Source organism: Streptomyces sp. NPDC002785 (assembly GCF_040295565.1).
Lineage (GTDB): Bacteria > Actinomycetota > Actinomycetes > Streptomycetales > Streptomycetaceae > Streptomyces.
Genome location: NZ_JBEOVN010000004.1, coordinates 90,336 through 110,296 on the forward strand (window position 1 = coordinate 90,336; position 19,961 = coordinate 110,296).

Genomic DNA, 19,961 nt, shown 5'->3' on the forward strand with positions numbered 1-19,961 from the left:
GCAATCAAGACATCGCGCATATGGCTGCGCATGCCCTGTGGCCGTCCCTTCGGGGGCGGTCACAAACACATTTCAGGCGCGGTTCGGCACCGAAGTGCCCTGCGGGGTGTTCGCGTCCCGGGCGCCACGGCGCCGGGACCCGGTGCGGTTCGCTCAGGTGGTGAGCAGGACGCCCGCGTAACTCACCGACGCGATAACCACCCAGGAGGCGAGGCCGAGCATGGCCGTCCTGGCTCCGGAACGGGCGAGCGACGGCAGATGTACGGCGCTGCCGAGACCGAACAGTGCCGCGGCCAGCAGAAGTTCCTGCGCGGTGTCGGCGGCATCGAGCACTCCGGCGGGCAGCACACCCGTGCTGCGCAGGGCCGTCATCGCCAGGAAGCCGATCACGAACAGTGGTATCAGGGCCGGGCGGCGAGTACCCACCGCCTGCCGGCCGCCGGCCGCTTCGTGAGCCCGCCGCCGGTAGGCCACAGCGACCCCGGCGACCAGCGGTGCGAGCATCGCCACCCGGATCAGCTTGACCATCACGGCCTCGCCGAGCGCGGTCGGTCCGGCCGTCTGGGCGGTGGCCACGACCTGGCCGACGTCGTGGACGCCGGCGCCCACCCAGCGGCCGAACTGAACAGTGTCCAGGCCTAGCGGATGGTGCAGCAGCGGCAGGACCGCGATGGCGAGGGTCCCGCACAGGGTGACCAGCGCGACCGAGGTCGCCACGTCGGCCGCAAGCTGCTCGTCGTCGTCCTCCTTGCCGAGCGCACTGCTGACCGCGCCGATCGCCGAGGCGCCGCAGATCGAGTAGCCGGTGGCGATCAGCAGCGGCTGGTCGCCGGGCAGTCCCAGCTTCCGGCCGAGCCACCAGGTCCCGAAGAAGGTCACGAGGACCACGCCGAGCACCATGGTCACGGTCGCCCAGCCGAGCCCCAGGACATCGCCGATGCTGAGTTTCAGCCCGAGCAGCACGATGCCGGCGCGCATCAGCCGCTTGCCCGCCGTCGAGAGCCCTGCGCGGCCCCGGCCGCGTACGAACGGATGCACCCCGGGAAGATGCGCCGCCACGACTCCGAGCACGACGGCAGCGGTCAGCATCGGCACGGCGGGCAGCAGGGCGTGCACCCCCTCGGCCAGCCCGAGCCCGACGACGGCCAGCGCGAGGCCGGGAGCGTTGCGGCGCACCGGGCCCGGTGCGGATGCGCTGCCTGCGCGTGACGGCCTCGCCGACTGTCGCCCAAGGGGTGGTGACTGGGGGTGTTCCGTGTCCAGAGTCATGATCACCAGCGTGTGGGGGATCCACGCCGCCCGGTAGACGTGAATCGGAGCCCAGGTCATAGGGTTGTCCTATGAAGGGTTTCCTATGAGCGAGCGCGGCGAGAACCGGGGCAGCGGGCAGCGCCCGCTGCCCGACCTGCAGTCACTGCAGCTGCTTGTCACCGTGGCGGAGACCGGCAGCCTGGGCAGGGCGGCGGCGCGGCTGCTCATCAGCCAGCCGTCGGCCAGCGCGCGGATGCGCACGCTGGAGCGCCGTCTCGGGCTGCAGCTCCTGGACCGCTCCACCGCGGGATCCCGGCTGACCCCGGCCGGAGCGGTGGTGACCGACTGGGCGCGGGCGGTGCTCGAACAGGCCGCAGCGCTGGTCGAAGGGGCCGCCGCGCTGCGGTCGCGGCAGGACAGCCGACTGCGTGTCGCCGCCAGTCTGACCATCGCGGAAGAGCTGATGCCCGGCTGGCTCGTCACCTTGCGGGACAGCGCCCCGGACGCCCACGTCGGGCTGACGGTGACCAACAGCTGGGGCGTGGTCGAGGCACTACGCCGCGGGGGCTGCGATCTGGGTTTTATCGAGGGCCCGAAGGTCCCCGACGATCTGCACCGCTCAGCGGTGGGGCGTGACCGGCTCGCGGTCGTGGTGGCCCCCGGCCACCCCTGGACACACCGTCGCAGCGTCCTGACCGGACGTGAGCTGGCCGACACCCCGCTGCTGCTGCGCGAGGCGGGCTCCGGTACCCGGGAGACACTGGAGCGGGCACTGCGTCCGTACGACGGAATCGCCGTTCCGGTCCTTGAACTCGGTTCCACCGCCCCCCTGCGCAGCGCGGCAGCCCGGGGTCTGGCCCCCGCGGTGCTCTCCGCGCTCGCCGTGCGCGAGGACGTGGCATCAGGCCGTCTGGTAGAGGTCGAGGTCAGCCCCGCTGTCCGGCTGGACCGCGTCCTGCATGCGGTCTGGCCCAAGGGCCGCGAACTACCGGAGCCGGCCCTCCATCTGCTCCGGGTGGCCAAGCACCGGTAGTGCGCAGGCAGAGGCAGGGTCGCCGACGGCGAAGCCGGCCCACCGCGCATCCGGGATGGTCTTCCGCGCGTCGAGGGCCTGCCTGAGGGAGGCGTATCTCTCGGGCAGGCCCTCGGCCTCCAGGTGCATACGCATGCCGACGCGGTCCGCGCCGGAGTAGTCGAAGATCATGCCGTCGATGTCCCAGAGCACGGCGCGGATCGGCATCTCACCAGCGTATGCGTCTACGCGGCCAGCATGGTGGGCTTTGCGGTGCTTTGCAGGCCGATGAAGACAATCTTGAGGTCATCGATCTGCTCAAGAGAGAACAGGTCGTCCGGACCGCCGGGCGCACTGTCATGGAAGGGGCTGCCGACTTCGTACAGATCCCCGACGTCGAGCACACCACGCTTGGTGACCACATCGACGATGAGCATGATGAAGTCCAGCTGCGCGGCGCTCAACTGCATTCCTGCGATGAAGCCCTCGAAGGCCCGCTGGGCGGCCTGCCGGTCCAGTCCGCACAGAGTGCGGACGAACAGACCAAGACCTCCCGTGGCCCGGACCTCGTCAAGATCCTCGGGCGAGGCCACCGCCTCGGCAAGGAAGATCTCCTCCAGACCGGCCAGGTCGTCTTCGGTGATCTGCTCGTTGTGACGCAGCTTGTGGACAGTCGGCAGATCTTCGTGACGCAGCAGATACGCGCGGGCCTTCTGGCGGAACCTCTGCTCGTCCGTGCCCGTCGGCATGTCCTTGATGTCCGCCTCGGAGATCTCGCCGAACTCGTCCTCGAAGTCGGTGTAGACGATCTTCCGCTTGGCCTTGGCGTCCACCAGCTTGGCCAGCCCTCGCAACCTTCTGCGCAGGTCCTCCAGCATCGGCAGGGTGACGTCCTGCCACCACTCTTCACTTGCTGCCGCCTCCAGCAGTTCCAGTTGGTCGGCGACGGCCGGGATGTTGGTCTTTCCGAGCAGGTCCTCCGCAATGTCGCGGACCTTCTGGCGCAGCTTGGCGTATTCCTTGCCGCCGTCCAGCGCCGCGAGCTGCAGCCGGAAGGCGATGAGGTCGAAGCGCTTGGCCTCCTCGCGAGTCTCGTCGGGGTCCGGTTCGTGGTCGCTGGGCAGGCGGAGCAGCTTCTCGCGGACGGCATGTTCGGCTTCTTCGTCGATCCGGTGCCAGGTGCGGAAGTCGGCGAATGTCTCGATCTCACGGCGGTGCGGGCGGACGAGGAAGTTGTCCAGATTCATCCCGGCAACGGTGGCGTGCAGACGGTGGGCCAGGGCCCACCGGACCGACGGCTCGGTCGCAATGGCATCGGGGCCGCCATCACGGGCTGGGTCCGGCTGCTGTCGGCGGTCGAGGCTGCGCAGCAGGTCCAGCTGCAGGCCGAGCAGACGCTCGCTCAGGGCGGGAGCCTGGCGGGCTTCTACGCCAGCGAGCTCGCTGTTGAAGAAGTCGATGTTGCCGCAGAAGTCGAAGACCCGGAAGTTCTGCTTGGCGTGGTCGGGGTTCGTCTCGTCCGGCCCGAAGAGGGCCGGACGCAGCCGGGTGCCGCGGCCGATCATCTGCCAGAACTTGGTCTTGGAGAAGACCGGCTTGGCGAAGACCAGGTTGACGACCTCCGGTACATCGATGCCGGTGTCGAGCATGTCGACGGAGATCGCAATGTCGGGTTCCTTGCGCGCTGCGGAGAAGTCCTCGATCAGGGACTGGCGGTAGGTCTCCTTGTACGTGATCACTCGCGCCTGGTGGCCGGCGCCCTTGGGATAGCTGGCGTTGTACCGGGCCTCGATGAACCGGGCGTGCTCGTTGTTCTTCGCGAAGATGATCGTCTTGCCGAGGCGGTCACCGCCCTCGACACGGTGGCCCTGGGTGACCAGGACTTCCAGCATCTTGTCGACGGTGTCCTCATTGAACAGGATTCTGTTCATCTCGTGGCGGCTGACGGCGTCCGGCTTCTCGCCGTCCTCGGACCACTCCTTGTCATCCCATTCGGCCTTCTCCTCGTCGGAGAGCTCTTCGTAGCGGATGCCTCGCTCCATGAACTTCAACGGCACCTTCACGGCCTTCGGCGGCACGAGGTATCCCTCGCCAACCGCCTCGTTCAGGCCGTAGGAGTCGGTGGGGACGCCGTCCTCCAACTGGAACAGCTTGTACGTGTTGCGGTCGATCTCGTCCTTCGGGGTGGCGGTCAGGCCGAGGAGGAGCGAGTCGAAGTAGCGGAAGATCGCCCCGTACTTCGCATAGACGGAACGGTGGGCCTCATCGATGACGATGAGGTCGAAGTAGCCGGGACCGAAGCGGCGGCGGCCCGCGGCGTCCGACACGTCGATCTGGTTCATCATCGTCTGGTAGGTGGAGACGAAGACGTGCGCCGACGCGGACTTGTCGTCCAGGAGACTGGCGACGGGAGTGTTCGGAAGGTGCTCCTTGAACGCCTTCATCGTCTGGATGACCAGGGCCTCGCGGTCGGCGAGGAACAGCACACGCTGAGCCCATCCGGCCTTCTTCAGCTGGTCGACGAGGGCCACGGTGGTACGCGTCTTGCCAGTGCCGGTCGCCATGACGAGGAGGGCCTGGCGCTGGCGGTCGCGTTCGTACGTCTCGCCGACGCGTTTGATGGCGCGCAGCTGGTACGGGCGGCCGGCGATCTTCTCGTTCACCGGGGTGGTCGTCAGGGAGAGGCGGCCCGCCCGCTGCCGCACATGCCAGTGGAGCTGGTCGTGGGTGAGGAAACCCTGGACCTGGCGGGGCGGGTAGCGCAGTCCGTCGTCCCAGAGGTAGGTCTCGTAGCCGTTGGTGTAGAAGATCACCGGGCGTCGGTTGAACTCGGCGGCGAGGGCGTCCGCGTACAGCTTTGCCTGCTGCTGGCCGTCGCGGGGGTCGCGGCCGGTGCGCTTGGCTTCAACGACGGCAAGCGGCTTGCCGTCCGCGCCCCACAGGACGTAGTCGACGAAACCGTTGCCGGAGGCGGTCTGCATGCCGGTCACCGGACGCTCGACGGTGAACTTGCCCGCCGGGTCGGTCCCAGTGCCCGCCAGGTCCCAGCCGGCCTCCTTGAGGAGGAGGTCTATGAACGTGTCGCGGGTGGTGGCCTCGTCGTAGTCGTGGGTGTCCTGAACCATCTGGTTCGCGGCCTTGGCGGCGGCGACCTGGGCCTGGAGCTGGGCGAGCTGGGCAGCAAGGGCTTCGCTGGCGGCACGGGCCTTGCCGAGTTCATCCGCCTGCTGCTGGTAGCGCTTCTGGTCCTCCTCCGCCTGCTCGCGCAGCTCCGCCTGCTTCTTGAGGCGGGCCTCGGGAGAGAGCGGGCGCGGGATGGCCGTGGAGTCGAACTCCATGCCCGCGGTGGGGAGGTCGTGGGCCTGACCCGTATAGGTGCGGGCGAACCAGTAGAGCGAGTGGAACAGCTCGCGCAGGCTCGAGACTGCGGCCTGCGGAGGCACGGGGGCCTGCTTGTGGACCGCATGGTTGCCCTGGCGGCGGATGATATCCATCTTCGCGTTCACGGTGGGACCGACGAGGGTCCGGAACGACGGCTCGTGGAGCATCGCGTTGAGGTCCATCTTGTACGGGGCCCGGAGCGAGGTGTCCTTGTCGTACATCCAGTGCACAGCCAGTTCGATCGCCCGGCGGGCGTAGAAGCAGGCGGTCCGGGGATCGGCGTAGGCAAGGCGCTCGGCGCGACTCGCCTCCTCGTGGAGGGCCGGCCATTCGGCCTTGAGGAACGCGAAGTTCCCGGCGGGGCGGGCGAGGTGGCGGACTGCGGCCTCCTCCGGTGACCGGTGCGTCCTCGGGGGGCCGGGAGTGGGGCGCGGGCCCGGCTTGGGCGGACCCGCCTCGCTGCTGCCGTCCCGGATACCGTCGTTCCCTTGGTTGCTGGCCATCGCTGTGGCGCCCCTCTCCCCTGTACCGGTCCCTGTACGCGGCCGTGAACTACGTGATGCGGCAGCGCCGACCACGCCCCGGGTCTCCCCAGACCGGGCGCGGTCGGCGTGGTGGTGCGGTGGTTCGTGTGCGGTGTTACGGGTTACGCGGCTTCATGATCCCAGAGCTGCCCGGCGAAGGCTCGCTGTTGGACGGATTCGAAGAGCTCGTCGAGGGTGGCGAGGTGCCTCTCATGCAGCATCCGACTCTTGCGGATTCCGGCGACTCTCCCAACATATTCTTCCTGAACTTCCAGCGGCGGAAGTCGCACAGGCAGGGATTTGATCAACCCCATGTTGAGGCCTGACATGATTGCCCCCTTAGCCACCTTCGACAAATATGAGCGACTCTCAGGATGTTCCAGGAAATAGCTGTGCAAAAACTCCGGAAGACACTTAGCCCGATCAAGGGTAATGCAGCACAGATGCTTGGTATTAATGGAAACAGGAATATCATCCGGGACAACTGCAGACCGACCACAAGTTCCCATGATGGTGATAAGGAGATCCCCAGGGTACACTGTATACCGAGCGAGTTCTTGGTATTTTTCTTCTGAAATATACCGACGCTCACCCCATCTAAATTCATTCTTGACGGCGTTGTCGATACCAAGGACTGCGACGCCCTCATCAGTGAACTCCTCGTGCAGGAGCTGGCTTCCGAACGGACCAGTCCTGATACTCCCCTTCTCCGAAACCGCAAGATCCGCAACGTGAACCTCCCGCCAATCCTGCTGGAGGGCACCGAACATGTCGAGGAAGGTAGAGCGGACAAGGTCATCGAGAAGGGCGATGGCCTTGCGGCGCTGAGCGCGGAGGGCATCTACCTGATCGAGGACTGAGGCGATGCGCTTCTGCTCGGCGAGCTGCGGCAACGGGACAGGTAGGTCAGCGCAGCGCTTCAGATCGAGGTTGGCGATGTTCGTGGTCTGACGACTGAAGCTCCGTACGGTTTCCTGAATGCGCGCGGATGAAAACCACCGATACAAGTAACGGCGATTCACCTGGGACACATCGCCACGCAGAGCAGTGACGAACCCACCAAAAGAAGTTGACTTATCCAGTCGGGGAATCCAGCAGCACTTACCAACCAAATTCCAACTATTAGCACTAGAGATTAGAACATCACCCTCCTCAAGATACTGCTCAGAGCGCTTAACGAATCCCGAATCCACCGACCATACGTCCGACAAGTCCACTTGAGCTTGAACGTTCTTCGTCCGCATGCACCAAACGGACGAAGTGGTTCCATTGGGTACTACATCAGTCGGCTTAAAGGTGATACCGCGTACGAATGACGCGACATCGCCGAGGCGCTTGTGCGTCACAGTCACTTCAGCATCTCCTTTACTTTGACCGCACCCTTGGCGATCTCGGCATCGAGGCGTTCCAAGTCGGCCAGGATTTCGAGGGGGGATCGGGTCTTGACCTCCTCGTGGAGGATTTCCTTGTAGCGGTTCAGGGACAGATCGTAACCATGGGCAGCGATGTCCGACTTGGGTACGCAGAAGCTCTGTTCGGTCCTCGCGCGGTCGCGTTCTGAGGTGCCTCGGTTGAACCAGCGGGTCAGGACGTCCGGGAGGTTGTTCTTCTCGTGCTCCTCCTCGGTCAGAGGCTTGTCCGCAGGCGTCGGGCGGACGCCGAGGCGGTCTTCCGGGAGGAGTTCGTTGCGCTTGTCGTCCAGGGAGAGGCCGTCAGCCTTGACGTCGTAGAACCAGACGTCATCCGTGCCACCACTGTCGGTGCGGGTGAAGAAGAGGATGGCTGTCGAGACACCGGCGTACGGCCTGAAGACGCCACTGGGGAGCTTGACCACCGCCTGGAGCTGCTGCTCCTCGACCAGCATGCGGCGAAGTTCCTTGTGGGCCTTTGTGGAGCCGAAGAGGACGCCGTCGGGGACGATGACGGCCGCGCGGCCACCGGGCTTGAGGAGACGCAGGAACAGAGCCAGGAAGAGGAGTTCCGTCTTCTTCGTCTTGACGATCGACTGGAGGTCCTTCGCCGTCGACTCGTAGTCGAGGCTGCCCGCGAAGGGCGGGTTGGCGAGGATCAGGGAGTACTTCTCCGCCTCACCGGCCGCCGACTCCGCGAGGGAGTCGCGCCAGCGGATGTCCGGGCTCTCCACGCCGTGGAGCAGCATGTTCATCGAGCCGATGCGGAGCATCGTGGAGTCGAAGTCGAAGCCGTGAAACATCGACTCGTTGAAGTGCTTGCGTTGTTCCGCGCCGAGCAGGGCTTCCTTATGGGTGCGCTTGACGTACGACGACGTCTGCACCAGGAAGCCCGCTGTGCCGCAGGCCGGGTCGCAGACCTCGTCGCCGGGGCCGGGCTGGGTCATCTCGACCATCAGGTCGATGATGTGCCGGGGTGTGCGGAACTGGCCATTCTGACCAGCTGAGGCGATCTTCGCGAGTAGGTACTCGTAGATGTCGCCCTTGGTGTCGCTCTTGTCCATGCCGAGGTCGTCGAGGAGGTCGACGACCTTCGCGAGGAGGTTCGCGTTCGGGATGGTGAAGCGGGCGTCCTTCATGTGATGCGAGTACGTCGAGTCGTCGCCGCCCATGCGACGCAGGTACGGGAAGACGCCTTCGGCGACGATCCCGTACATGAGCTCGGGGTCGCGGACCTTGAAGTTCTGCCAGCGCAAGTCCTGCTGGTCCGCGTCGAAGAACGGGGCGGGATCAGGCGTGCCCGTGGCGTTCGCCCGGCGGTCATTGATTGTCTGGATTTCATCAAGCCGCTTGATGAAGAGCAGGTACGTGATCTGCTCCATCACCTCCAGTGGGTTGGAGATGCCACCCGACCAGAACGCGTCCCAGACGCGTCCCACCTTGCTCTTCACTTCACCGGTAATCACCCTGCGAGCTTACTTCCGCCCGCTGACACCGGGAGCCGCTCCGGCACACGCGACTCCACGTTCCGTAGCGGCGGAGTCGCAGCCTCATTCAGGGTTGCCTCCCAAGGCTCTCGTTCTCCTTGATCGATGCGACCAGAGCGGACAGACCGGCCCGGGTTGCGACGAGTATCACGTCCGGGTCGTCGCTCTCACGCAACCGGAGCGTGCCGTCGGGCGCAGCGGCCACGTTGACGCAGTTCGCAGCCTCGCCGCTGAACGTTGACTTCTGCCAGGCCAAGGGAGCCACGGGATACCACTTTCTCTCAGAGTGAGCGCATGACGTGCAGGATGAGATCCCGCGACTTCGACGGCCCGAGCGCACACGCCTCCATGCGGTCCAGCACCGTCCGGTACTTGGCGACCTGAGACTCACCGTCGACGAACACGGAGCCATGGTCCGTATCCAGTTGAACGGTGTCCAGCTGCGGAAGCGGGCCACCGAACTGGACGATTCCGTGGCCAGCGCCGGGAAAGGTTCCGATCCCGAAGGGGATCACCGAGACTGTCAGGTGTGCCTCTTCGCTGCAATCGATCAGGCATTGCAGCTGACCTTTGGCAACGCTCGCGCCGCCGAACCCCATTCTCAGTGCGGCCTCGTGGACGATCGCCGTCACCGGAGTGGGCTCGCTCCCGTGCAGAACCGCCTGGCGCTTGAGCCTGTGGGAAACCCGGTGCTCCACCTCGTACGGAGCCAAGGCGGGCACGACATCACCGATGACCACGCGTGCGTGTTCCCTTGTCTGCAGGAGGCCGGGGATGTGGATGACAGATGCGATGCGCATCGTCTGCGCATGGTGCTCCAGCTCCGCGAGGTCCAAGGCGTCGGCCGGAAGGATCTCTCGGTACTCCTCCCACCACCCGCGCGTCCGGCCGCCTGTCATCTCCGCAAGAGCTTCGATCAGCTCGCTGTCGGCGCATTCGTACAGTCTGGCCAGGGCTCTGACCCGCTCAGCGCTCACCGCATAGCTGCCGGCCTCGATGTTGCTGATACGAGACTGCGTCGCGCCGAAGAGTTCGCCTGCCCGAGTGGCGGACAAGTCTGCGTGCTCCCTCATCCTGCGCAGCTCCGCCCCCAGGCGCCGTTGCCTCACGGACGGCGGAAGTTTGGCACGGGCCACTGTCCTCGCTCCTCGTGTACAGGGCCGCCCATGTCACCCACACGAGGGGCTTTGGGCTACAAATCAACGGATCGATGGAATACATACCAACGCGCACTCTACGGTTACCCCTGTCGGCCTCCCAACTCCTCACCACTGACAGGAGATCCAGCATGGCCACCGTATCCCCGCCCTCCTCCCTCCCCGCCCCTCCCGACGGCTTCGCCGAAGAGATCCGCGCCCTCGTAGAAGCCACCGCACCCCGCCTCTTCGCTGTCGTCGAGCAGTTCCGTACCTCCGACGGCGATCACGATGCCCGCGTCGCCGCGTGGGGACTCGCGCACGAGGACGGGAGCGCCCAGGTCACCGCCGTGGACGGCGGGTTCCGGATGTCGCTGCGCACTCCTGACCGTGCCGCCCACATGATCTCCATGCGCCCCGGAAGCATCGGCTGCCTCGTATGGCCCGGCTCGACGACTGCCCCTTTCACTCCAGAGAGTTGAACCCAGTCAACTCAGAGCGACGTCGCGCTTGACCCTGGGCTCCGGCGCCTGGCAGCATCGGAAGCAGCAAACAAAACATCGCGCATATGGCTGCGCAGACCCTGTGGCCGTCCCTTCGGGGGCGGCCACAGACGTGTTTCAGGGGAGGTTCGGTGCATCTCTGCTACATCGACGAGGCCGGTAACGGGCAGACGCTCGATCCGGCCAAGCCGGATGCGCCGCCCGTACTCGTCATCGGCGGATTCACCGTTCCCCGTGCCCAAGTCGAGGAGTTGACCTGGGACTTCCTCAACGTCAAAAAGCACTATCGACCCCAGTTGAAGCACGTCATGCATCTGTCCGAGCTGATCCAGCACGAGATCAAGGGGTCCGACGTCCGCAAGAACTTGCGGGCCGGCAATCACAACTGGCGCCGGGCCGCGATGGAACTCGTGTCGTCCCTGCTCGACAGACTGGAACGCCACGACGTGCGACTCCTCGCTCGCGTCTGGATCAAGGAAGAAGGACTCGCCTTCAACGAGTCCGGTGTCTACCCGACCTCCGTGGGTTCGTTGACCGAGACGTTCCAGGCTCAGCTGGCCCACGAGCATTCACGCGGGATGATGGTCCTCGACAGCCGCACCAAGGTGAAGAACGCGCCCAACGTGCACTGTGTGACCACCCGCAAGTACCGCACGGGCGGGGACGGCCTCCGGGGGATCATCGAGTCCCCTGTCTTCGGTCACAGCGACACGCACACCCTGTTACAGGTCGCGGACCTGGTGGTGTCGTCCTTGCTGTTCCCGATCGCCTGCCATGCCTATCTCAACGACCTCACGTGGAACGTGCACTGCGACGACGCCTACGCGCCGCTGCGGGAGGAGTTCGGTGAGCGTCTGAAGAAGCTCCAGTTCCGCTACCAGGATCCGAGCGGGAAATGGCGCGGCGGCATCGTGGTCTCGGACCGGCGCACCGCGCAGTCCTCCAGCCTGATGTTCGGCGACGGGAAACGTGTGGGAGCCGGGGCCGTCATCCCCGGACAGCAGACCGGCCCGCGTGAGGTGCCGCTGGCGCCGTGAACGGCCGGAGGCCGGGGCTTCCCCGTGGGAACCCCGGCCTCCGGCGTACGTACGACTACGCGGCGACCAGCCTGGCCAGTGCCGCGTCGATACGGGCCAGGGTCTTCTCGCGGCCCAGGATCTCCAGGGACTCGAAGAGCGGCAGGCCGATCGTGCGGCCGGTGACGGCGACGCGGACCGGGGCCTGGGCCTTGCCGAGCTTCAGGCCGTGCTCCTCGCCGGCGGTGAGGATGGCGTTCTTCAGGGTGTCGGCGTTCCATTCGGCGCCGGCCAGCTTGGCGCGGGCCGTGACCAGCAGGGCGTCGGAGCCCTCCTTCATCGCCTTGGCCCAGGACGCCTCGTCCGTCGCCGGCTCGTCGAGGAAGAGGAAGTCGACGTTGGCGGTGATGTCCGAGAGGACCGTGACGCGGGTCTGGGCGTACGGGGCGATCGCCGCGAACTGGTCCGCGTCGAAGGACTCCGGGGCCCACGGGGCGAACGGGGCCTTCAGCCAGGGGCCGCACGCCTCGGTGAACGTCTTCACATCCAGCTTGCGGATGTGCTCGGCGTTGATGTGCTCGCACTTCTTCAGGTCGAAGCGCGCCGGGTTGGCGTTGACGTCCTTGATGTCGAACGCGGCCACCATCTCCTCGATGGAGAAGATGTCGCGGTCCTCGGCGATGGACCAGCCCAGCAGGGAGAGGTAGTTGAGCAGCCCCTCGTGCAGGAAGCCGCGCTCGCGGTAGAGGTTGAGCGAGGCCTGCGGGTCGCGCTTGGAGAGCTTCTTGTTGCCCTCGCCCATGACGTACGGGAGGTGGCCGAACGCGGGGGTGTCCTTGGCGATGCCGAGCTCGATCAGCGCCTTGTAGAGCGCGAGCTGGCGCGGGGTGGAGGAGAGCAGGTCCTCACCGCGCAGGACGTGGGTAATCTCCATCAGCGCGTCGTCGACCGGGTTGACCAGCGTGTAGAGCGGGGCGCCGTTGGCACGGACGATGCCGTAGTCCGGCACGTTCTCCGGCTGGAAGGTCAGCTCGCCGCGGACCAGATCGGTGAAGGTGAGCGCCTCGTCGGGCATCCGGAAGCGGACGATGGAGGTGCGGCCCTCGGCCTCGTACGCGGCGGTCTGCTCGGCCGTGAGGTCGCGGCAGTGGCCGTCGTAGCCGGACGGCTTGCCGGCGGCGCGGGCGGCGTCGCGGCGGGTGTCGAGCTCCTCGGTGGTGCAGTAGCAGTGGTACGCGTACCCGCCGGTGAGGAGCTTCTCGGCGACATCCTTGTAGATGTCCATGCGCTGCGACTGGCGGTACGGGGCGTGCGGGCCGCCGACCTCGGGGCCCTCGTCCCAGTCGAAGCCGAGCCAGCGCATCGAATCCAGGAGCTGGTTGTAGGAGTCCTCGGAGTCGCGGGCCGCGTCGGTGTCCTCGATGCGGAAGACCAGGGTGCCGCCGTGGTGCCGGGCGAAGGCCCAGTTGAAGAGGGCGGTGCGGACCAGGCCCACATGAGGGTTGCCGGTCGGGGAGGGACAGAAACGAACGCGGGGGGGTACCCCCTGGTCGAGCGGAGCCGAGAGCTTGGGGGAGGGTGCGTTAACCACGCTTGATCACCTTGTTGGTGAGAGTGCCGATGCCTTCGATGGTGACGGCGACCTCGTCGCCGACATGGAGGGGTCCGACCCCTGCGGGAGTGCCGGTGAGGATCACATCGCCCGGGAGCAGCGTCATGGCTTCCGTGATGTGGACGACCAGATCCTCGATCGAGCGGATCATGTCGCTCGTACGGCCCAGTTGGCGTTGCTCGCCGTTGACCGTGGCCTGAATGGTCAGGTCGCTGGGGTCGAGGTCGGTCTCCACCCAGGGGCCCAGCGGGCAGGACGTGTCGAAGCCCTTGGCCCGGGCCCACTGCTTCTCGCGCTTCTGGGCATCGCGGGCGGTGACGTCATTGGCGCAGGTGTAGCCGAAGATGACGTCCTTCACGCGCTCACGCGGCACTTCGCGGCACATACGGCCGATGACCACGGCCAGTTCGGCCTCGTGGTGGAGTTCGTTGGAGAAGGAGGGGTACTCGATGGCGTCGCCGGAGCCGATCACCGAGGTGGTGGGCTTGAAGAAGGCGACGGGGACGTCCGGTACCTCGTTGCCGAGTTCCGCGGCGTGCTCCGCGTAGTTGCGGCCGATGGCCACGACCTTGTTGGGGAGCACGGGCGGCAGGAGGCGGACCTTGCTCAGCGGGACCTTGGTGCCGGAGAGCTCGAACTCGGCGTACGGAATGCCCTTGATGATGTCGAGGACGAGACCATCGGGCCCCTCGCCCTCGACGGCGCCGAAGGCGACATTGCCGTCGATGGAGAACCTGGCGATGCGCACGGGATGCTGTCGCCCCTCACTTGCTGGCTGGCTGAAGACTGACGCTCCAGGCTAACGCGGGTGAGGGGGGACAACGCGCGCATTACTCCGGGGCGGCGGCGGTTGCCGGGGCCGTGGCCGGGGCTTGCATGAGGATGGTGCGGCGGGGGTTGGCCGTCTGGGTGGGCAGGTCGACGGCGTGCTCCGGCAGTTCCCGTGTCTGCAGCTCGTCGGCGTCCTTGAGGTGCGCCAGCGTGGTGCGCCGGGGGTTGGCAATGTTGCGGAACATCATCGTCGTCTTCATCTGCCGTTCGGACCCTGTCGGTACGGGCGCCGCCCGGAGGGGCGCCGGTTGTCGGATTTGCCATCCCTGTAAAGCGTCAGGCTAAACATCCGATTCCCTTCGAAAGCCCGGATGAGACGACGATCATCATGTGAGTTTCCTCACGGCCGCGTCGACAATTACCCCATTCCGGGCAGCCGATCGCCCCGGCAGAAACGGACATTGCATCACTGAATGAGCCATTCCGCTCCTGATCATGTCGACTGGGACACCCTTCACCCCTCGTCAATTCATCCTTAATGATCCACTTTGCCCGTGAACGCGCTCCACGGTTTGTTACCCATTCATCACAACGTGTCACTCAGGTGACTGCCCGGTAGGGGGCCCTTGTTGGAGATCCGGCACTGTGCTGGAATTCCACGCACCGCCGCGGGTTTCAGGGCCGGCGCGCAGGGGCGCAACGGAGCGCCGAGTGGCGGCGGGAAGGGGAAGAGCGCCGGTCACTCACGACCACCAGGGGGCGGACACAACGCCCCACGACGCCGACACCGTCCCACCCGTCTTCGCGCGGAGGGACGCCTGGTCCAGAGGTTGCGACGCTAGTGCAGGGACGTTTCAAGAGGGATGGCAGCGCTGCGGCGGAACAGGAGCCGCGCGGCGGGACCGACCGCGGTTCCTCGCCCCAGCACGCCCAGAACCCCGGACCGGCCTCGGCCGGCAACAGCGGTGATCGCGACCGACAGCCCGGGGCCACGGCGAGCAGCGGCGCCGATCCGCTCTCGTCGCCCAAGCCCCGGGGCGCCGTCAGCACAGGCTCGCGAGCAGCTCTTCGCAACTGGCGGATCAGCACGCGTCTGGTCTCCCTGCTCGCCCTTCCCGTGGTCGCAGCGACCACGCTGGGCGGACTGCGGATCAACGACTCCATGAACGACATCCAGCAGCTGGATCACATGCAGCTGCTGACCAAGATGACCAAGCAGGCGACCACGCTCGCCCAGGCGCTCCAGGAGGAGCGCGACCGCTCGGCCGGTCCGCTGTCCAACGGGGTGAAGGCCGACGACTTCAAGGTCACCGAGCCCCGCAAGAAGACCGACCGGGCGAAGACGGCGTTCCTCGACGGGACGGACGCGATCGGCGACCCGTCGGGCGACGAGGCCCTCGAGGGCATCCACGCGAGCGTCCAGCAGATCGCCAGCCAGCTGAACTCGATCCGCGAGATCCGTAAGACGGCGTACGCCAAGGGCTCCCCGAGTCTCCAGACCGTCGACCAGTACAGCCAGCTGATCACCTCGCTGCTGAGCCTCTCGCAGGACATGGCGCAGGCGACGAGCAACTCGGAGATGATCAAGCGGACCCGGGCACTGGCGGCCTTCTCCTCCGCCAAGGAGTACGCCTCGGTCCAGCGAGCGGTCATCGCCGCGGCGCTGCCCGGCGGCAACAACAAGCAGCCGGACCTCGACCAGAACGACCAGCAGTTCGGCCGCGCCGCGCTGCGCAAGGAAGACTCTGCGCTCCGCTCCTTCGAGGGGGTCTACGCGGCGACCGGCAACGACGCCGAAGAGCTGATCGCCACGCTGAAGGAGGGCAACCCGGAGATCAAGGCTTCCGAGACCTACGCGAAGAAGGTCCTGGACAGTCCCTCCGGCATGGAAGGCATGCCGCGGCGTTCCTACCTGGACTGGTACGACCAGAGCTCCACCAAGATCCAGGCGATGAAGACCATCGAGGAGACCCTCCTCAGCGACATGGAGGGCAAGGCCCGCGAGCTCCGCGACGAGTCGAAGCGCGAAGCGATCGTCAGCGGTGCGCTCATCCTGCTGGTGCTCGGCGTCTCGCTGGTCGGCGCCTTCGTCGTCGCCCGGTCGATGATCCGCTCGCTGCGGCGGCTGCAGGACACAGCTACGCGCGTCGCCCAGGACCGGCTGCCCGAGCTCGTCAAGCAGCTCTCCGAGGCCGACCCGCAGGACGTCGACACCTCGGTCGAGTCGGTCGGTGTGCACTCCCGGGACGAGATCGGCAAGGTGGCCGCGGCCTTCGACGACGTGCACCGCGAGGCCGTCCGCCTCGCCGCCGAGCAGGCCCTCCTGCGAGGCAACGTCAACGCGATGTTCACCAACCTCTCGCGCCGCAGCCAGGGCCTCATCCAGCGTCAGCTCTCGCTCATCTCCGAACTGGAGTCGCGCGAGGCCGACCCGGACCAGCTGTCCTCGCTCTTCAAGCTCGACCACCTCGCGACCCGTATGCGCCGTAACGGCGAAAACCTCCTCGTCCTCGCGGGTGAGGAGCCGGGCCGCCGGTGGACCCGCCCCGTCCCCCTGGTCGACGTGCTCCGTGCCGCCGCCTCCGAGGTGGAGCAGTACGAGCGCATCGAACTGGCCGCGGTGCCCGCCACCGAGGTCGCGGGCCGCGTCGTCAACGACCTCGTCCACCTGCTCGCCGAGCTGCTGGAGAACGCCACGTCGTTCTCCTCGCCGCAGACGAAGGTCCGGGTCACCGGTCACGCGCTGCCCGACGGGCGGGTGCTGGTGGAGATCCACGACACCGGAATCGGCCTCTCCCCCGAGGACCTCGCGGCGATCAACGAGCGGCTCGCCTCGCCGCCCACCGTGGACGTCTCCGTCTCCCGCCGCATGGGTCTGTTCGTGGTCGGCCGACTGTCCCTGCGTCACGGCATCCGGATCCAGCTGCGGCCCTCCGACTCCGGTGGTACGACCGCGCTGGTCATGCTCCCCGCCGATGTCGCGCACGGCGGCAAGCAACCGGCTCCCAAGCCGGGACCGGGTCAGCAGCAGCCCTCCGCCCCCGGCGGTCTGCTCGGCGGTGCGGGCCCGGGCAACGGCTCCCGTCCCGGCCTCGGAGGCGCTCCGTCGGCCCCGGCCGGCCGGCTCGCCGCGGGCCCGGGTGCCGCGCGCGGTCAGGTCGGTGCGGGCTCCGGTCCGCGTGCCGCGCTGCCCTCGCGTGACGGCGGTCCCCGCCAGCCGCAGAACAAGCAGGGCCAACAGGGTCAGCCGGGTCAGCAGAACGCCGGCTTCCAGTCCGCCGGGCTGTCCAACACCGGCCCGCAGGACACTCCGCGCCAGGAGCGGCAGCGTCAGGGCGGCGGCCTCGCCGGTGCCTTCGGCAACGGTGCCCGGCTCGGCGCCCGCGACCGGGGTGACGGAACGGGCCGTACGGACTCGTCTCAGCCCGACCTGTTCGGCCAGAACCGCCAGGACCCGAACCGCCAGGACCGCAGCGACCAGCAGGGCCAGTCGAACGGCCCGGTCCCGTGGCAGCCTCAGCAGGCCCGGCAGAACCCGGTCGGCCAGAGCGGCTTCCAGCAGCCCGGCACCCCGGTCGACCCCGGTCGTCAGCTGCCCCCGGTCGGCGGTCCACGTGCCGAGCTGCCCGGTGGCAACCCGCAGCCGCAGCACCCGCAGACCACCAGCTGGGGCATCGAGGAGCCGTCCGCGCCGCGGCGTACTCCGCTGGACGCGCCGCGCGGTCACGAGGAGCCCGAGTCCACCGGCCAGTTCCAGCGGCCGATGAGCCCGCCGCTCACCGCGCGGCCGCCCATGGACGACCGGCAGGGCCCCGGCTCCACCGCCGAGTTCGCCCGCCCGGACTTCTCGGCTCCGGCCCCGCAGGCTGAGTCCCCGCGGGCTCAGTCCCCGCAGGACCCGGCGAGCACCGCGCAGTTCGCCCGCCCCGACTTCGGACAGCCGCAGCCCGCTCGGGCGCAGGACCAGGGCCTGCCGGCACCGCGTCAGCACGGCCGGGACAACGGGGACTTCGGTGCCCCGCGTCCGCCCGCCGCGCCCAACGGCGAGGCGCAGCACCGCCCCGGCCTGCCGCCGCAGCCGCAGCCCGAGGCACTGCCTCCGGCCGGCCCCGGGGACGGTCGTACGCCGCTGTACGACACCCTCGAGACAAACTGGTTCCACGGCCCGCAGCAGGGCGGTCAGCAGCCGCCCGCCGAGCCGCAGGCGCCCGCCGTCCCGCAGCAGTCGGCCCAGGAGTCCGCTCCCCCCGCGCCGCGCCGCGACGGAGGCGACCCGGGCTCCACCACAAGCTCCTGGCGCCCCTCGCCGAACGACGAACTCGTCCGGCAGGCGGAGCGGGTCAAGAAGCCCGCGGCAGGCGGAGTCACCACCTCCGGGCTGCCTCGCCGGGTACCTCGCGCCAATCTGGTGCCGGGCACTGCACAGCAGCAGAACCAGCAGTCCGGTCCTCAGGTGTCGCGTGCGCCCGATGATGTGCGCGGGCGGTTGACCAATCTCCGCCGGGGCATCCAGCAGGGACGGCAGGCCAACAACGGCCAGTCGACCGGAAGTTCCCCCCTCGGCCCCACTCACCAGCAGGAGCGTTAGTTGAGCCCGATGAGTCAGGCCGCGCAGAATCTGAACTGGCTGATCACCAACTTCGTGGACAACACCCCCGGGGTGTCGCACACGGTGGTGGTCTCCGCCGACGGACTCCTGCTCGCCATGTCCGAAGGTTTCCCGCGCGACCGCGCGGACCAGCTGGCGGCCGTCGCCTCCGGTCTGACCTCGCTGACCGCGGGCGCCTCCCGGATCTTCGAAGGCGGCGCAGTCAGTCAGACCGTGGTGGAGATGGAACGCGGGTTCCTCTTCCTGATGTCCATTTCGGACGGCTCCTCGCTGGCCGTGCTCGCCCACCCGGACGCCGACATCGGTCTGGTCGGGTACGAAATGGCCCTCCTGGTCGACCGTGCGGGCACCGTCCTCACCCCGGATCTCCGCGCCGAGCTCCAAGGCAGCCTGCTTCACTAGGCGGCCGTGGATCGATGACAGACTCGATTGCCCCAGGTAACGCCCTCATCCCTCGCCCGTCCGGCCGCTCAGAGACCCCCCACCGGCCCCTACAGACGGCAAGCCGACACCCTGCTGTCACGCCCGGAGGATTCATGACCCCGCCACCCGCCTCACCTGATCCGTACGGCGCACTGCACCACGCGTCGTACGACGGTGAAGGCGACCAGCCGCTGGTCCGTCCGTATGCCATGACCGGCGGCCGGACCCGGCCCCGCTACCAGCTCGCGATCGAGGCGCTGGTCTCCACCACGGCCGACCCCGCGCATCTGGGGACGCTGCTCCCCGAGCACCAGCGGATCTGCCACCTCTGCCGCGAGGTCAAGTCGGTGGCCGAGGTCTCGGCGCTGCTGTCGATGCCGCTCGGTGTGGCCCGGATTCTTGTCGCGGACCTGGCGGAAGCCGGCATGGTGGCCATCCACCAGCCGGGCAATGGAGAGGCCGGCGGCGCGCCGGATGTGACGCTGCTCGAAAGGGTGCTCAGTGGACTTCGCAAGCTCTAGCGGCGGAGCGGCCCGCTCCACCACCTCGGCGAAGATCGTGGTGGCAGGCGGCTTCGGCGTGGGTAAGACCACGTTCGTCGGTGCCGTTTCGGAGATCAACCCGTTGCGTACGGAAGCCGTGATGACGTCGGCATCCGCGGGCATCGACGACTTGACGCACACCGGCGGCAAGACGACGACGACCGTCGCCATGGACTTCGGCCGCATCACTCTGGACCAGGACCTGATCCTGTACCTCTTCGGTACGCCCGGACAGGACCGCTTCTGGTTCATGTGGGACGACCTGGTCCGCGGCGCCATCGGCGC

General features: G+C 67.5%; 16 protein-coding genes and 1 pseudogene. 7 read left to right on the plus strand and 10 right to left on the minus strand.

Features of this window, described 5'->3' with window-relative positions:
• Nucleotides 1-153: 153 nt before the first annotated feature.
• Nucleotides 154-1,269 carry a YeiH family protein gene (locus ABTZ94_RS02505; RefSeq protein ID WP_351196685.1) on the minus strand — a complete coding sequence of 372 codons (1,116 nt, stop codon included), beginning with the start codon at nucleotides 1,267-1,269 and terminating at the stop codon, nucleotides 154-156.
• 85 nt (nucleotides 1,270-1,354) lie between these two features.
• On the opposite strand from ABTZ94_RS02505, the gene ABTZ94_RS02510 reads away from it, so the two are divergent.
• The gene (locus tag ABTZ94_RS02510; RefSeq protein WP_351196687.1) at nucleotides 1,355-2,284 is read left to right on the plus strand and encodes a LysR substrate-binding domain-containing protein; all 930 of its coding nucleotides are present in this window, start codon (nucleotides 1,355-1,357) and stop codon (nucleotides 2,282-2,284) included.
• A gap of 18 nt (nucleotides 2,285-2,302) precedes the next feature.
• Here the strand turns inward: ABTZ94_RS02510 and ABTZ94_RS02515 are convergent.
• The 6 genes and pseudogenes from ABTZ94_RS02515 to ABTZ94_RS02540 form a co-directional block, all read right to left on the minus strand.
• Nucleotides 2,303-2,491 (minus strand): annotated as a pseudogene (locus tag ABTZ94_RS02515) (HAD family hydrolase); the annotation flags it as partial.
• A gap of 17 nt (nucleotides 2,492-2,508) precedes the next feature.
• Nucleotides 2,509-6,147 carry a DEAD/DEAH box helicase family protein gene (locus tag ABTZ94_RS02520; protein WP_351196689.1) on the minus strand — a complete coding sequence of 1,213 codons (3,639 nt, stop codon included), beginning with the start codon at nucleotides 6,145-6,147 and terminating at the stop codon, nucleotides 2,509-2,511.
• A 143-nt stretch (nucleotides 6,148-6,290) separates the two neighbouring features.
• Nucleotides 6,291-7,520, minus strand: a complete 1,230-nt coding sequence (locus ABTZ94_RS02525) for a restriction endonuclease subunit S (RefSeq protein ID WP_351196691.1) — start codon at nucleotides 7,518-7,520, stop codon at nucleotides 6,291-6,293.
• Nucleotides 7,517-9,043: a type I restriction-modification system subunit M gene (locus ABTZ94_RS02530; RefSeq protein WP_351196693.1), complete on the minus strand. Its 1,527-nt coding sequence runs from the start codon at nucleotides 9,041-9,043 to the stop codon at nucleotides 7,517-7,519. Before ABTZ94_RS02530 ends, ABTZ94_RS02525 begins: the two co-directional genes overlap by 4 nt.
• A gap of 88 nt (nucleotides 9,044-9,131) precedes the next feature.
• Nucleotides 9,132-9,329, minus strand: a complete 198-nt coding sequence (locus ABTZ94_RS02535) for a DUF397 domain-containing protein (RefSeq protein ID WP_351196695.1) — start codon at nucleotides 9,327-9,329, stop codon at nucleotides 9,132-9,134.
• Nucleotides 9,330-9,345: 16 nt separating this feature from the next.
• Complete coding sequence (locus ABTZ94_RS02540) at nucleotides 9,346-10,200, minus strand: helix-turn-helix domain-containing protein (protein ID WP_351196697.1); 855 nt, start codon at nucleotides 10,198-10,200, stop codon at nucleotides 9,346-9,348.
• Nucleotides 10,201-10,352: 152 nt separating this feature from the next.
• On the opposite strand from ABTZ94_RS02540, the gene ABTZ94_RS02545 reads away from it, so the two are divergent.
• Both ABTZ94_RS02545 and ABTZ94_RS02550 read left to right on the plus strand, forming a co-directional pair.
• Nucleotides 10,353-10,682: a hypothetical protein gene (locus ABTZ94_RS02545; protein WP_351196699.1), complete on the plus strand. Its 330-nt coding sequence runs from the start codon at nucleotides 10,353-10,355 to the stop codon at nucleotides 10,680-10,682.
• A gap of 152 nt (nucleotides 10,683-10,834) precedes the next feature.
• Nucleotides 10,835-11,740 (plus strand): DUF3800 domain-containing protein, encoded by a 906-nt coding sequence (locus ABTZ94_RS02550; protein ID WP_351196701.1) that lies wholly within the window; start codon nucleotides 10,835-10,837, stop codon nucleotides 11,738-11,740.
• A 55-nt stretch (nucleotides 11,741-11,795) separates the two neighbouring features.
• Here the strand turns inward: ABTZ94_RS02550 and gltX are convergent, their stop codons facing one another.
• The 3 genes from gltX to ABTZ94_RS02565 form a co-directional block, all read right to left on the minus strand.
• A complete protein-coding gene (gene gltX / locus ABTZ94_RS02555; RefSeq protein ID WP_351196703.1) occupies nucleotides 11,796-13,310 on the minus strand; it encodes a glutamate--tRNA ligase in 1,515 nt (504 codons plus the stop codon).
• Nucleotides 13,303-14,079 (minus strand): fumarylacetoacetate hydrolase family protein, encoded by a 777-nt coding sequence (locus ABTZ94_RS02560; RefSeq protein ID WP_114246867.1) that lies wholly within the window; start codon nucleotides 14,077-14,079, stop codon nucleotides 13,303-13,305. The genes gltX and ABTZ94_RS02560 overlap by 8 nt, the downstream gene beginning before the upstream one ends.
• Nucleotides 14,080-14,161: 82 nt before the next feature.
• Entirely contained in the window at nucleotides 14,162-14,362 is a 201-nt protein-coding gene (locus ABTZ94_RS02565; RefSeq protein ID WP_351196706.1) for a hypothetical protein, read from the minus strand.
• 581 nt (nucleotides 14,363-14,943) lie between these two features.
• Here ABTZ94_RS02565 and ABTZ94_RS02570 point away from each other — a divergent pair.
• From ABTZ94_RS02570 to ABTZ94_RS02585, 4 genes are all read left to right on the plus strand, one after another.
• Nucleotides 14,944-18,690, plus strand: coding sequence for a sensor histidine kinase (locus ABTZ94_RS02570; RefSeq protein ID WP_351196708.1), 3,747 nt, complete (start codon nucleotides 14,944-14,946; stop codon nucleotides 18,688-18,690).
• Nucleotides 18,691-19,113, plus strand: coding sequence for a roadblock/LC7 domain-containing protein (locus ABTZ94_RS02575; protein ID WP_003966009.1), 423 nt, complete (start codon nucleotides 18,691-18,693; stop codon nucleotides 19,111-19,113).
• A 134-nt stretch (nucleotides 19,114-19,247) separates the two neighbouring features.
• The gene (locus tag ABTZ94_RS02580; protein WP_003966010.1) at nucleotides 19,248-19,655 is read left to right on the plus strand and encodes a DUF742 domain-containing protein; all 408 of its coding nucleotides are present in this window, start codon (nucleotides 19,248-19,250) and stop codon (nucleotides 19,653-19,655) included.
• The coding region (locus tag ABTZ94_RS02585) for a GTP-binding protein (RefSeq protein WP_351196710.1) at nucleotides 19,636-19,961 on the plus strand (326 nt) is incomplete at its 3' end. The genes ABTZ94_RS02580 and ABTZ94_RS02585, both read left to right, overlap by 20 nt.

Bases quoted from the DNA above. Each gene is read 5' to 3' on its own strand.
- ABTZ94_RS02505 (WP_351196685.1), bottom strand. From the start codon at position 1,269: ATGACTCTGGACACGGAACACCCCCAGTCACCACCCCTTGGGCGACAG.
- ABTZ94_RS02510 (WP_351196687.1), top strand. From the start codon at position 1,355: ATGAGCGAGCGCGGCGAGAACCGGGGCAGCGGGCAGCGCCCGCTGCCC.
- ABTZ94_RS02520 (WP_351196689.1), bottom strand. From the start codon at position 6,147: ATGGCCAGCAACCAAGGGAACGACGGTATCCGGGACGGCAGCAGCGAG.
- ABTZ94_RS02545 (WP_351196699.1), top strand. From the start codon at position 10,353: ATGGCCACCGTATCCCCGCCCTCCTCCCTCCCCGCCCCTCCCGACGGC.
- ABTZ94_RS02565 (WP_351196706.1), bottom strand. From the start codon at position 14,362: ATGAAGACGACGATGATGTTCCGCAACATTGCCAACCCCCGGCGCACC.
- ABTZ94_RS02580 (WP_003966010.1), top strand. From the start codon at position 19,248: ATGACCCCGCCACCCGCCTCACCTGATCCGTACGGCGCACTGCACCAC.